Origin of the sequence: Streptomyces sp. NPDC002742 (genome assembly GCF_042888885.1) — a bacterium.
Classification (GTDB): Bacteria; Actinomycetota; Actinomycetes; order Streptomycetales; family Streptomycetaceae; genus Streptomyces.
Map to the genome: position 1 here is coordinate 1 of NZ_JBIAQF010000046.1, position 11,899 is coordinate 11,899.

Sequence of the window (11,899 nt, forward strand, 5' to 3'; positions counted from 1 at the left end):
TACGTGCGTTTTTGCGCTGACACCCGGGTTCCGCGGGGGTGTTCGGGGCCCCCGGGGGGGGCAACCTTGGGGGGGGGGGGGGGGGGGCCGGGGGGGGGCCGGGGGGGGGGGCCGGGCCCCCGGGGCCCGGCCCCCCCACGGCGCGCGGACTCCGGGCCGGCGCGCGTTCCACGGCGCGCCGGGGCTAAGCCGGTGCGCTTTCGACGACGCGCGGCTTCAGGTCCGCGTTCGCCAGGATGTCTCCGAGGTGCTTCTCGGCCACCGGGAGGACCTCGGCGATGGTCACCTCGCGGCCCAGCTCGCCGGCGAGGGAGGCGACACCCGCGTCGCGGATGCCGCACGGGATGATCCGGTCGAACCAGGCGTTGTCCGGGTTCACGTTCAGGGCGAAGCCGTGCATCGTGACGCCCTTGGCCACGCGGATGCCGATCGCGGCGATCTTGCGGTCCTCGCGGCGCTGGCCCGCGTTGGACGGGGCGTACTCCGGGCCGTTGAGCCGCGGGTCGAACTCCTCGTCCGTCAGTCGAGGATCGAAGTCGAGGGAGAGGCCTCCGAGCGCGGAGCTCCGTTCGGCGGGGTCCTTGGTGTCACCGAGGATCCAGACGCCGCTGCGGCCCTCGACCCGGCTCGTCTCCAGGCCGAACTCCGCACACGTACGGATAAGAGCCTCTTCCAGACGGCGTACATGTGCTACGACGTCCACGGGACGCGGGAGCTTCTGGATGGGGTAGCCGACCAGCTGCCCCGGACCGTGCCAGGTGATCTTGCCGCCGCGGTCCACGTCGATGACGGGCGTGCCGTCCAGGGGCCGCTCGTTGTCCGCCGTGCGCCGGCCCGCGGTGTAGACCGGCGGGTGCTCCAGGAGCAGACAGGTGTCCGGGATCTCGTCCAGGAACCGGGCGGCGTGCACGCGACGCTGCTCGTCCCACGCCTCCTGGTACTCGACGGCCTCGGCACCGAATCCCATGCGGACGAACCGCAACTCACTCACGGCAAGCGCCTCCCTAGAAGCTTCCTCGGGCACGTGGTGGTCCCCGTGCGGGGCGTGCGAAGGAACCTTTCGTCAGGTCCGTGCCGCGCCCACGCCACTGTACGTCCGTCCGATCCGCGTCAGCCCGACAGCTAATCCTCACACGATCGGATGAATGAATGTCGATGTGTGCGATGCCGTGCTCACGCTCCGCTACATTCGCGCCGTTCACGAGGCCATAAGGGCTGCTCACAGGCAATCCGGGCACAGGGAGTTCTCGGGGGGCGCAAGCATGTTCCACGCCGCCCCGCGGCCCCTTGGGGACCCGAAGGCAGGAGACCGCACCGCAGATGACGGAACGACCCGCGCAGCGCACTCCCAATCGACAGCTCGCCGCGCTCATCGCAGAAGCGGGGTTCTCCAACGCAGGTCTCGCCCGTCGCGTGGACCAGCTCGGGCTCGAACACGGACTGGACCTGAGATACGACAAGACATCCGTCACCCGGTGGCTGCGGGGCCAGCAGCCCCGCGGGACCACTCCCGCGCTCATCGCCGAGGTCTTCACCCGCCGCCTCGGCCGGCGCCTGAGCGCGCAGGACCTCGGACTCGACGCCTGCGCGCCGGTGTACGCGGGGCTGGAGTTCGCCGCGACCCCCGAGGAGGCCGTGGACATCGTCAGCGGCCTGTGGCGCAAGGACTCCGGCAGCCACGCCGAGCTCCGCAAGATCGCCTTCACCCCGGCGGGCCTCGTCGTGCCCAGCCGGGACTGGCTGATCGGCCGGGCCGACGACCGGGTCGCCCGCGGCGACCAGCCCTCCCGCGTACCGGCCCAGGGCCGCCCGGCGGTGCCCAGGATCACGGCGCCGCCCGAGCAGGGCGGACCCTCGTCCCGGCAGCGGGGCCGGACCGAGCGGGGCCCCGGCCAGCGGGTCAGCGGCGGGGACATCGCCGCCCTCCGCTCGGTCGGCGAACTCTTCCGCGCCCTCGACCACGCCTACGGCGGCGGCCACGCCCGCCAGGCACTGGTCCGCTATCTGGAGCACGAGGCCGAGCCGATGCTGCGCGGCACGTACGGGGAGCAGACCGGCCGGCACCTGTTCGCCGCCGCCGCCGACCTCACCCGGCTCGCCGGCTGGACGTCGTACGACATCGGCGCGCACGGACTCGCGCAGCGGTACTTCGTCCAGGCGCTGCGCCTGGCGCAGGCCGCGGGCGACCGGGTGTACGGCTCCTACGTGCTCATCACGATGAGCCGGCAGGCCGTCTACCTCGGGCACGGGCGCGAGGCCGTACAACTGGCGCGGGTCGCCCAGCAGGGCCTCGGCTCGGGGGGTCCGCACGTCGTGCAGGCGCTGCTGCACGCCGTCGAGGCGCGCGGCCACGGCGTGCTCGGCGAGGTACGGGCCTGCACGGCCTCCCTGGTCCGGGCCGAGCGCGCGCTGGAGACCTCCCGGACCGGTGACGAAGTCCCGCACTGGGCCCGGTACTTCGACGAGGCGCAGCTCGCCGACGAGTTCGGGCACTGCCACCGGGACCTTCAGCAGTTCCGGGCGGCCGCGCAGCACGCCGAACGCTCGCTGCAACTGCGGGCGCCCGGCTACGCGCGCAGCCGGCTGTTCTGCCGGGTGGTGCTCGCCTCGGCGCGGCTCGGGCTCGGAGAGCTCGACCAGGCCTGTCTGCTGGGCGCGGAGGCCGCGGGACAGGCGGCGGAGATGCGGTCGGCGCGGGCCGTCGAGTACGTACGGGACTTCGAGAAACGGCTCGAACCGTACAAGGACGCCGCACCCGTCCGCGGCTACCGCGACAAGGTGGCCGCGCTGAGCTGAGCGGGAGGCCGGGGCGTCCCCGGTCTCCGGCCTGGGGTGCCGGAGACCGGGAAGCTCGGTTGCGGGGCGGTGTCCGTGGTCCCCGGCCTGCGGCGGCTCCGGGCCCGTGGGCTGCGGCCCGGAGCCACGGGTCAGGCTGCCGCGGATTCCAATGGCTCCGCTAACGGGGCCGGGCGGACGTCCAGGTCCGTCAGGAGGGCGTGGGCGGCCCGCCTGGCCGAGTGCAGCGCGCCCTGCACCGTGCTGGTGTCCCGGTGGTCGCCGCACACGTACAGGCCCGCGAGCAGCCGGACCGGGCGGCGCGGGTCGTTCGGTGGCGGCATCGCCGGGACGGCCTCGGGTTCGTGATGGACCGCCAGCAGTTCCCAGCGGGTGGTCGACGTGCCGTAGAGGCGCGCCAGTTGGGCGCGGACCGTCGCGTCCAGGTGGGCCGCGGCGGGCGGAGTGCCCAGCACGGTCGAGGAGATCAGGGCGCGGCCGTCGGGTGCCCGGGTCGGGTCGACCTGGCTGACGACCGCCGTGTGCGCCACCGGGCCGCTCCGGTCGGCGTCCAGGAGCAACGCCGGTTCGGGGAGCGGGGGTTCGTCCGTCGTGTGGTGCAGGACGGTCACCGGATGGAAGGCGGGGACGTGCAGTCCGGGCAGGAACTGGGCGGCGGCGCGGGCCCCGGTCGCCAACAGGAGCGCCCGGCAGCGGAGTTCGCCGTGCTCCCTCGTCGTCACACGGGTCGTGGAGACGGCGGTGACCTCGACGCCCGTGTGCACGGTGCCGGGTGGAAGGGCGGCCGCGAGCAGCTCGGGGAGCGCGTCCGCGCCGCCCTCCGGAAGACATAGCCGGCCCGTGGCGAAGGAGTGCAGCGCGAGGTCGGCGCAACGGCTCGACGTCCGGAGCTCCGGGTCGCACAGCAGGGCCGCGAGGAGGGGGCGCAGAAAAGTGTCGACCGTACGGGCCGGGAGGCCCCGGGCGGCCAGCGCCCCCGCCGTGGTGAGGTCCGGGCGGGCGAGCAGACGCTCCGGCGTGGTGGCGGCGAGGCGCGCGAGGGCCGTGCTGAGACGGGACTGGTCGAGGGGGCTGCCGAGTGGTCCGGGGCGGGCGGTTCCGCGTGCGGGCCGGGGCAGCGGAAGACGGGGGGCGCTCGCAAGGGCGCGCGCGGTGGTGAGTGCGCCCCTCGCGCTCCGGGAAGTGCCGGGCGCGCCCGCCTGGACGCGCTGGCCGTCGCTGTGCAGCAGCACGCCCGGGGAGAACGGGCACAGGACCAGGGCACCCAGGCCCGGGGTGTGGCGCAGTTCCGGGTACGAGGTGGACAGGAGCCGGCCGAGCCGGTCCAGCCGGAAGCCGTCGACTTTCTCCGTGGACATACGGCCGCCCACATGGGGTGCGGCCTCCAGGACGGCGGTCCTCAGCCCCGCCCCGGTCAGATGCCGTGCGGCCGCGAGGCCGGCGACACCGGCTCCCACGACGACGACGTCCACGTCTTTCGCGATCTTCGCCGTGTGCGCGGCTTGGCGTGCGGGCTCTAGCACGTGCCCCTCCTCGAGGTTGCGCGGCCGGTGGGGACGTCATGCCCCCAACACGCTTCTGGAATACCCGAGTTCGGATCGAGGGTGCGAGGTACGGACGTCCGGGGGAAGTGGCGCGACGGCCGTGCACGGGGGCACGGGGGGTGCATGTGCCCGCCCGGCGTGGGCAGTTGGACCCGCCGGAGGCGGCACGTCCGCCCCGGGCGGCACCCGGTGAGGCGGCTGCGCCCCGCGGGGCGGCGACGCCCGGGGAGGGTGGGTCCGCCCGGGGGCGGTGACCCGTTCGGTGCGGACCTCGCCGGGCGGCACCCGGTGAGGCGGCACCCGGTCAGGTGGCTGCGCCCCGCGGGGCGGTGATGCCCGGGGAGGGTGGGTCCGCCCGGAGACCGTGGGCCCGTCCGGGGGTGGTGGCCGGCCCGGGGACGTTGAGCCCGCCCGGGGGCGGTGGCCCGTTTGGCGCGGATCGCCCGGTGGCGCGGGGGCTCGCTGGGGGCGGTCACCTGTTCGGGGTGCGTCCGGAGGCGGCGGGATCCCCCGGAGCGGATCACGCGGGGGAGGGGGAGAGCTGCCCCGGGGCTCCCCCAGGGCTCCCCCGGAGATGCCCCGGAGATGCCCCGGTCAGTCCTGGGCCGCTCGCAGTGCTCCCTCGATCGAGGGGAACGCGAAGGTGAAGCCCGATTCCAGGAGGCGGGTGGGCAGGACGCGTTGGCTGCCCAGGATGTCCTCGGCCATGTCGCCGAGGGCGAGGCGCAGGAGCGGGGCGGGGGCGGTCAGGAGGGTCGGGCGGTGCAGGACGCGGCCCATGGCCTCGGTGATCTCGGCGTTGGTGAGCGGGTCGGGAGCGGTCAGGTTCACCGGACCGGACAGCGAGGGGGTGTCGATGAGATGCCGGATCGCGGCCACCTCGTCGTGCAGCGCGATGTAGCTCCAGTACTGGCGCCCGTTCCCCATCCGCCCCCCGAGGCCCGCCCGGAACAGCGGGAGCAGCCTGGCCCATGCCCCTCCCTCGTGGGCCACCACGAGCCCGGTCCTGGGCAGCACCGTGCGCACCCCGGCCTCCTGCGCGGGAGCCGTCGCCTCCTCCCACTCCACGCAGACGGAGGGCAGGAAGCCGTCCCCGGGCGGTGCCGACTCGTCCACCGCGCGGCCGTCGGTGTCCCCGTAGAACCCGATCGCGCTCCCGTTGACGAAGACCCGCGGCGGTTCGTCGAGCGAGGCCACCGCCTCCGCGAGCGTCGCCGTCCCGAGCACCCGGCTGTCCCGGATCATCCGCTTGTACGCCCGCGTCCAGGGCCGCCCCGCGACCGGGGCCCCCGCCAGATTGACCACCGCGGCACACCCGATGAGCCCCACCGCGTCGATCCGCTGCCGCTGCGGATCCCATCGGACCTCGTCCGGCGAGCGCGGCTCACGGCGCACGAGCCGGACCACCTCGTGCCCCTCGGCGCTCAGCGAGCGCGCCAGCGCGGAGCCGATCAGACCGGACGAGCCGGCGATCACGATGCGGGAACCCGGGGACAGCGGTGAGTCGCTCATGGGTCCATCCTGCCCGCGCCGCGGCGGACTCCACGGAACGGGCCCCAGCGCGGCGCCCGTACAGTTGCCGGTATGTCAGCTGCTCCGCGGATACGCACCGCCACCCTCGACGACGAGGACGCGCTCGGCCGGCTCGACCGCGACACCTGGTCCACGCTGCACGCCGTCATGCCGCGCCCCCAGCCGCCTTACGAACCCTTCTACAGTGCGCGGTTCGGTCCCGGGGACCATTTCGTCGCCGAGCTCGACGGCCGGCTGGTGGGGTACATCCGGCTGGGCTTCCCGACCTCGCTCGCCTCCAACACGCACGTACGCCAGATCCTCGGACTCGCCGTCGCCGACGAGGCGCGCGGCGCGGGGGTGGGCCGCGCGCTGCTGCGGACGGCCCGCGAGGAGGCCCGCCGCCAGGGCGCCCGGCGCATCACGCTGCGCGTGCTCGGCCACAACACCCCCGCGCGCACGCTGTACGAGTCCGAGGGGTTCGTCGTCGAGGGGATCCTGCCCGGGGAGTTCCTGCTGGACGGCGCGTACGTGGACGACGTCCTGATGGGGCGTCCGCTCTGATCAGTTCTCGCCGTCGGCGGGCACCGGGCGCGGGCCGCCCATGAGATGACGCAGGCAGCGGACCGCCAGCTCGGCGGGTGAACCCGGTCCGTCGGCCGCCGCGTCCGTGGCAGCCCAGGTCTCCAGGGCGATCCGGATCGCGTCCGTGGCCGCGGCGGCGGTCAGCCGGGTCTCCAGCGGGTCCGCGCCGGTGCCCGCCAGCCGGGCGACCACCGGGATCAGGTGCTCCTCCGACTCCTGGTTCACCCGGTACCAGACGGCGCGCAGCGCCGGATCGCCGACGGCCGCCCGCAGCAGCGTACGGGTCTGCTCCAGTCTCTCGGCCGCGTGCGGGTCCCGGGCGGACAGGGCCTTTCCGATCGCCCGCTCCAGTGCCCCGGGCAGCGTCGTGCCCGGCTCCGTCGCCGCGAGCAGCGCACGCCAGTGGTCGCCTCCGGCGGCGAGCAGCGGGCCCACGGCGTCCTGTTTGTTGCGGAAGTAGCGGTAGAAGGTGCGCAGGGCCACCCCGGCCCGGCGGGCGATGTCCTCCGCCGTGGTGCCGTCCGGACCGTACTCCGTGAAGAGCTCCGCCGCCGCCCGCGCGATGTCGAGCTGGGTCGCCGCCTTGCGGCGCTCGGTCAGCGAGAGCGCGGGGGCTTCGGGCGCGGAGGACGGCTGGCTGCTCACGGGGAAAGCGTACGCGTGGAGAGGAGCGGAGGGCATGTTTCGCCGACGCGGCAAAGCGTGCCACGCGAGCGCGGGGGTCGGGAGGTGGCGGGGGTCGGGAAGCGGCGACGGTCAAAAGGCGCCGGGGGTCGGGAAGCGGCGACGGTCAGGACGCGCCGGGGGTCGGGAGGTGACGACGGTCAGGAGGTGACGAGGGCGCCCGTGTCCACGCGGGCCGTGGCGTGTGCGGCCTTCTTGGCGTCGCCCGCGACCTCGTGCGCCGTCAGGACGTACCCCGTCTCGCTGTCCGAGGTCGAACGGGCGAAGACCACGCCGTACACCTTGCCGTCGGTGGTGAGGAGGGGACCGCCGGAGTTGCCCGGACGGACGGTCGAGCGGATCGAGTAGATCTCGCGGGTGACCGTGCCGGAGCTGTAGATGTTCTGCCCCGTGGCGTTGATGCGGTTCGCGACCGTGGCCGCCTGGAGGTCGAGGCCGCCGTCCTGCGGGTAGCCCGCCACCACCGCGGAGTCGCCGCGCGAGGCGACCCCGTCGAAGGGGATGACGGAGGCCCGCAGACCCGGCACGTACAGGACGGCGACGTCCTTCTGCGGATCGAAGAGCACCACCCGCGCCTGGTAGGCGCGGCCGACCCCGCCCACCCGCACGGTCGGCCGGTCGATGCCCGCCACCACGTGCGCGTTGGTCATCACGTGCCGGGAGGCGTAGACGAAGCCGCTGCCCTCCCGGCCCTGGTTGCCCGAGACGCCCTCGATCTTCACGGTGCTCAGTTTCGCGGAGCTCGTCGCGGACGGCGTCACACTGTCCCCGGAGGGCTTGGCGACACCGGCCGTCGGTTCGTTCTCGAACGGGTTGAAGACCTGCGGGAAGCCCGCCTCCGTGAGCGCCGAGGTCGCGCGCGAGAACCAGGTCGGCGTGGTCTCCGGCATCGTCTTCTGAACGGCGCCGAGCAGTGCCGAGTTGCGGATCGACTGTGTCACCACCGTCGACGAGGACGCGCCGAGGACGCTCGCCGCCACCCAGGCCACCAGCAGCACGGCCAGCGTGTTCGCCGCGGCCCCGCCGATACCGTCGGCCACCCGCAACGGCCCCTGGTCCAGCTCGCGGCGCAGCTTCAGCGCCAGCCGCCCGGCCAGCTCGTGACCCACCACGGCGGGCACCAGCACCGTGAGCACCGCCGTCACCGTCGCCGTCGGCGTCCCCGCCGTGACCAGCTCCATGATCCAGGGCAGCACCCATACGCCGATGACGGCGCCGCCCACGAAACCGGCCAGCGAGACGCATCCGGCCACCAGGCCGCGGCGGTACCCGGACGCCGCGTAGACCAGGATCACCAGCATCAGCAGGAGGTCGAGCACGTCCACGGAGCCGCCTTTCTCTAGGGCCCCTTAGTACGCGTCGGGCGGGCCCAGTGATCAGCCACGCGCGTCCGGTGCCGCGGAAACGGCCACACACCCGTGGACCTGTAGAAACGTCCCGGGCACGTCCGATGGTTCCACCAGGTGGCACACCACACATCGCGGCCCGCGCGGATCCGGGTCAGGGTGGCTCCATGCGTGTCTTCCGGAAGCCGCGGGGGCCTCGAATACGGAGCGGGGAGCAAGCGCCCCGTCCCGTGCGTCATGGGCGCCACGGACGTCCGGCGCCCCGGGCCCGCGAGGATCAGACAGGAGCGGGGCGAGCGCCCCGCGCCCCGGTGCCGTCCGCCGTGCGCCGGCGTGCGCAGGTGGGGCCGCCGAGACCCGTTCTCATCCTCCTCGGGTGCGTACCCGGCCTGCTCGCCCTCGCGGCGCTGGTGATGTGCGCGGCCGGGGTGGACCGCACGGCGGCCCGCCCGTCCGCACCGACCCCGCCCCCGGTCGCGGCCCGGCTCACCGTGCCCCGCCCCGTCGCCCGGCCGCCCATCGTGCCGCGCTCGAAGTGGCTCGACGCCGCGACCACGAGCAAACAGCCACCGCCCCGCTACGACGACCGTGTCGTCGCGGTCTTCATCCACCACACCGACTCGCCGAACGGCTACGACTGCGCCGACGTGCCCCGCATCATCCGCGACGTCTACGCGGGCCAGACCGGAGCCAAACAGTGGGACGACATCGGCTACAACTTCCTCGTCGACCGCTGCGGCACGATCTACGAGGGCCGCGCGGGCGGCGTCGACCGGCCCGTCACCGGGGCGCATACGCAGGGCTTCAACCATCGCTCCGCCGGGATCGCCGCGATCGGCACCTTCACGGCGGGAGCACCGGTGCCCAGGGCCATGACCGACGCGATCGCCCGCCTCACGGCCTGGAAACTCGGGCTCGCCGGTGTCGACCCCCGGGGCACGGTCCGCCTCGTCTCCAGCAACAGCCTCAGCCGTTACACGTCGGGCACCTCCGCCGTGCTCTCCACCGTCTCCGGCCACAACGCCGCCTTCATGACCAGCTGCCCCGGCGCGGCCATCACGGCCCGCCTCCCCGAGATCCGCGCCCTGGCGGCCCGCTACCAGGGCCGCTGACCGCTCGGCCCGGCCCCGCGCCGGCAGTCACAGGTACGTCCCCGGCCGCTCACAGAGTCCCCAGAGCCGTGCGTCCTACGGTCGAAGTACGCACTGACCGGAGGTGGGGATCATGAGGACCAGTCGGACGGAGCCCGCGCGCCGCGCGGGGAGCGGGGCGCACCCGGGGCGCGCGGAGGGGTACATCGCCGGCGGGCGGGACGCGGGGAACGCGGAACCGGCCGGCGGCTGGGTGAAGACCGCGCGCGGTCCGTGGGCGGTGGTCTGCGCGGTGGCGACGGTCGTGCTGGGCCCGGCGGCGGTCACGGAGTCCGCGCTGGACCAGGCCAACGCGGCCCCGATGCGTCACACGGTGCGTGCCGAACAGCCGCGGGCGTACATCCCCTCGGACCTCGCCGGCCGAGGACCCGCGGCCCAGCGCCGGCGGACCACGGCCTGACGCCGACGGACCACTGTCCGAAAGCGGGCCGGCGACGCCTGAGACGCTGGTCCCGTCAGGCCCGCAGTCGGTTCCGCCGGTCCGGCAGCTGGTTCCGCCAGGCCCGGAGCTGGTCCCGCCGGTCCCCGTCGGTCCCGTCAGTCCTCCCTGAACCGCTCCCACAGCTTGGGGTAGCGCTCCGCGATGACGGACTCGTTCTCGAATTCGAGCGGGGTGCCCTCGGGCTCCGCGGCCGCGGCCGGGATGCCCAGGGCGGGCGCGACCGCACCGGTCAGCTGCTCGTAGGCCTCGTCGGCCGCGTAGCCCAGCTCCTCGCCGTCACCGTCGATCTCCTCGTCGAAATCCTCCAGGAGCTCGGCGAGCGTGTCGGGGTCGTGCATGGCGCCCTCGAAGACCTCCCGGCCCTGGCCGATCAGCCAGCACCGGAAGAAGTCGAAGGCGTCGTCACTGGCCCCGTCGAGCAGCACCCAGGCCGCGCCCCACAGATCCCAGCGGTACGCGCGGTTGTAGCGGGACTCGAAGTGCCGGGCGAAGTCCAGGACGGAGTCCGGGTCGAGCTGGACGAGCCGCTCGACGAGCAGATCGGCCTGTTCCTCGGGGTCGCCCTCGGCAGTCTCGCGGGTCGTGTCCACCAGCTGCCAGAACTCCGTCTCGTCCATCACGGGTCCAGCATCGGGCCTGGAAGGGAGGGACGCACGCGGAGTGGCGCAGATTGTTATGCATGCACATGCCCAAGGTAAAACCGGCTGGTTCGTACGCATTTCAATCGGGTGGCGGGAAGGGGCCCCACAGGGCCCGCGAATCACCGGTAGTGCGCCGCCGAACGGGCCGCGTCCTCGGCGCAGCGCTCCCGCAGGGCCGCCGGAGCGAGCACCTCCACCTCCGGCCCCAGCCCCCGCAGCTGTATGCGCGCGACCTCCTCCGACTCGACCGGGAGCCTGAGGGTCAGCCGGCCCTGTCCGTCGGGAGCGCCGGACGTGCCGAGCGCCTCCTTCGCGGACACGGGATCAAGGGCGTACGGCAGCTGGCGTACGCCCTCCGGGGACAGCCGTACGACGACCTCGGACCGCAGGACGGACCGGGCGAACTCCTCGGCCCGTTCCTCCCAGAACGCGGGCAGGTCGAACCCGTCGTCCCGGCGGAACCGCTCCGCACCGAGGTCGACGGCGGTGAACCGGTCGATCCGGTACACCCGGAAGGCCTCCGCGTCCGCGACCCGCGCACACAGGTACCAGACGCCCGCCTTCAGGACGAGCCCGTACGGTTCGAGTGTCCGCTCCACCTCCGACCCGCCCCGCCGGTAGCGCGCGAGGACCGGGCGGTCGTCCCACACCGCGTCCGCGACCGAGGGCAGCAGCTCCGGCGTCCGCGGCTCGCTGAACCAGGCGGGCGCGTCCAGATGGAACCGCTGCGCCGCCGTGCGTGAGGCGTCCCGCACGGAGGGCAGCAGCGCCGCGGACACCTTCAGCCGGGCCGCCGACGCGGTGTCCTCGAGCCCCATCTCGCGCAGCGCCCCCGGCACCCCGCTCAGGAAGAGCGCCTCCGCCTCGCTCCGCGCCAGTCCCGTCAGCCGCGTCCGGTACCCGCCGACCAGGCGGTAGCCGCCGGTCCGCCCCCGGTCCGCGTACACCGGGACCCCCGCCTCCGACAGCGCCTGCGCGTCCCGCGTGATCGTGCGCTCGGACACCTCCAGCTCCCGCGCCAGCTCGGCGGCGGTCATCGACGCGCGGGCCTGGAGCAGCAGCACCATCTTGATCAGGCGAGCGGCACGCATGGGTTCATCATGCCGGGCACCACTGACAACGCGGGGACGGGCGGCCGACCCCGCGAGACCGTCGCGCACGGCCGCCGGGAAAGACCGAGAAGGGGTACGGCGACCGC

At 74.2% G+C, this 11,899-nt stretch carries 11 protein-coding genes; 4 read left to right on the forward strand and 7 right to left on the reverse strand.

All coding sequences use genetic code 11. The features are described 5' to 3' along the window. Positions 1-184: 184 nt before the first annotated feature. Positions 185-991, reverse strand: coding sequence for a lipoyl(octanoyl) transferase LipB (lipB, locus tag ACFYW8_RS42505; RefSeq protein ID WP_389092490.1), 807 nt, complete (start codon positions 989-991; stop codon positions 185-187). A 329-nt stretch (positions 992-1,320) separates the two neighbouring features. Between lipB and ACFYW8_RS42510 the strand changes: the two genes are divergently transcribed. Continuing rightward, on the forward strand, positions 1,321-2,796 hold the full coding sequence (locus ACFYW8_RS42510; protein WP_389092494.1) for a regulator: 1,476 nt from the start codon (positions 1,321-1,323) through the stop codon (positions 2,794-2,796). A 131-nt stretch (positions 2,797-2,927) separates the two neighbouring features. Here ACFYW8_RS42510 and ACFYW8_RS42515 read toward each other — a convergent pair whose 3' ends face one another. Together ACFYW8_RS42515 and ACFYW8_RS42520 are read right to left on the reverse strand one after the other, a co-directional pair. Beyond that, entirely contained in the window at positions 2,928-4,319 is a 1,392-nt protein-coding gene (locus ACFYW8_RS42515; RefSeq protein WP_389092499.1) for an NAD(P)/FAD-dependent oxidoreductase, read from the reverse strand. A gap of 615 nt (positions 4,320-4,934) precedes the next feature. After that, complete coding sequence (locus tag ACFYW8_RS42520; RefSeq protein ID WP_389092504.1) at positions 4,935-5,852, reverse strand: TIGR01777 family oxidoreductase; 918 nt, start codon at positions 5,850-5,852, stop codon at positions 4,935-4,937. A gap of 72 nt (positions 5,853-5,924) precedes the next feature. Between ACFYW8_RS42520 and ACFYW8_RS42525 the strand changes: the two genes are divergently transcribed. Further along, the gene (locus ACFYW8_RS42525; protein WP_365881717.1) at positions 5,925-6,416 is read left to right on the forward strand and encodes a GNAT family N-acetyltransferase; all 492 of its coding nucleotides are present in this window, start codon (positions 5,925-5,927) and stop codon (positions 6,414-6,416) included. Here the strand turns inward: ACFYW8_RS42525 and ACFYW8_RS42530 are convergent, their stop codons facing one another. Both ACFYW8_RS42530 and ACFYW8_RS42535 read right to left on the reverse strand, forming a co-directional pair. Then, the gene (locus tag ACFYW8_RS42530; RefSeq protein WP_389092510.1) at positions 6,417-7,118 is read right to left on the reverse strand and encodes a TetR/AcrR family transcriptional regulator; all 702 of its coding nucleotides are present in this window, start codon (positions 7,116-7,118) and stop codon (positions 6,417-6,419) included. 143 nt (positions 7,119-7,261) lie between these two features. Further along, on the reverse strand, positions 7,262-8,446 hold the full coding sequence (locus tag ACFYW8_RS42535; protein WP_389092514.1) for a MarP family serine protease: 1,185 nt from the start codon (positions 8,444-8,446) through the stop codon (positions 7,262-7,264). Between the two features lie 434 nt (positions 8,447-8,880). Between ACFYW8_RS42535 and ACFYW8_RS42540 the strand changes: the two genes are divergently transcribed. Both ACFYW8_RS42540 and ACFYW8_RS42545 read left to right on the forward strand, forming a co-directional pair. Beyond that, positions 8,881-9,579, forward strand: coding sequence for a peptidoglycan recognition protein (locus ACFYW8_RS42540; RefSeq protein WP_365881776.1), 699 nt, complete (start codon positions 8,881-8,883; stop codon positions 9,577-9,579). 112 nt (positions 9,580-9,691) lie between these two features. Continuing rightward, positions 9,692-10,018, forward strand: a complete 327-nt coding sequence (locus ACFYW8_RS42545) for a hypothetical protein (RefSeq protein ID WP_389092519.1) — start codon at positions 9,692-9,694, stop codon at positions 10,016-10,018. 137 nt (positions 10,019-10,155) lie between these two features. Here the strand turns inward: ACFYW8_RS42545 and ACFYW8_RS42550 are convergent, their stop codons facing one another. Together ACFYW8_RS42550 and ACFYW8_RS42555 are read right to left on the reverse strand one after the other, a co-directional pair. Next, complete coding sequence (locus ACFYW8_RS42550; RefSeq protein WP_261708527.1) at positions 10,156-10,677, reverse strand: DUF4240 domain-containing protein; 522 nt, start codon at positions 10,675-10,677, stop codon at positions 10,156-10,158. 143 nt (positions 10,678-10,820) lie between these two features. Next, positions 10,821-11,792 carry a helix-turn-helix transcriptional regulator gene (locus ACFYW8_RS42555; RefSeq protein ID WP_389092523.1) on the reverse strand — a complete coding sequence of 324 codons (972 nt, stop codon included), beginning with the start codon at positions 11,790-11,792 and terminating at the stop codon, positions 10,821-10,823. Between the last annotated feature and the right edge of the window lie 107 nt (positions 11,793-11,899).

Bases quoted from the DNA above. Each gene is read 5' to 3' on its own strand.
- ACFYW8_RS42510 (WP_389092494.1), top strand. From the start codon at position 1,321: ATGACGGAACGACCCGCGCAGCGCACTCCCAATCGACAGCTCGCCGCG.
- ACFYW8_RS42520 (WP_389092504.1), bottom strand. From the start codon at position 5,852: ATGAGCGACTCACCGCTGTCCCCGGGTTCCCGCATCGTGATCGCCGGC.
- ACFYW8_RS42525 (WP_365881717.1), top strand. From the start codon at position 5,925: ATGTCAGCTGCTCCGCGGATACGCACCGCCACCCTCGACGACGAGGAC.
- ACFYW8_RS42530 (WP_389092510.1), bottom strand. From the start codon at position 7,118: ATGCCCTCCGCTCCTCTCCACGCGTACGCTTTCCCCGTGAGCAGCCAG.
- ACFYW8_RS42540 (WP_365881776.1), top strand. From the start codon at position 8,881: ATGTGCGCGGCCGGGGTGGACCGCACGGCGGCCCGCCCGTCCGCACCG.
- ACFYW8_RS42545 (WP_389092519.1), top strand. From the start codon at position 9,692: ATGAGGACCAGTCGGACGGAGCCCGCGCGCCGCGCGGGGAGCGGGGCG.
- ACFYW8_RS42550 (WP_261708527.1), bottom strand. From the start codon at position 10,677: ATGGACGAGACGGAGTTCTGGCAGCTGGTGGACACGACCCGCGAGACT.
- ACFYW8_RS42555 (WP_389092523.1), bottom strand. From the start codon at position 11,792: ATGCGTGCCGCTCGCCTGATCAAGATGGTGCTGCTGCTCCAGGCCCGC.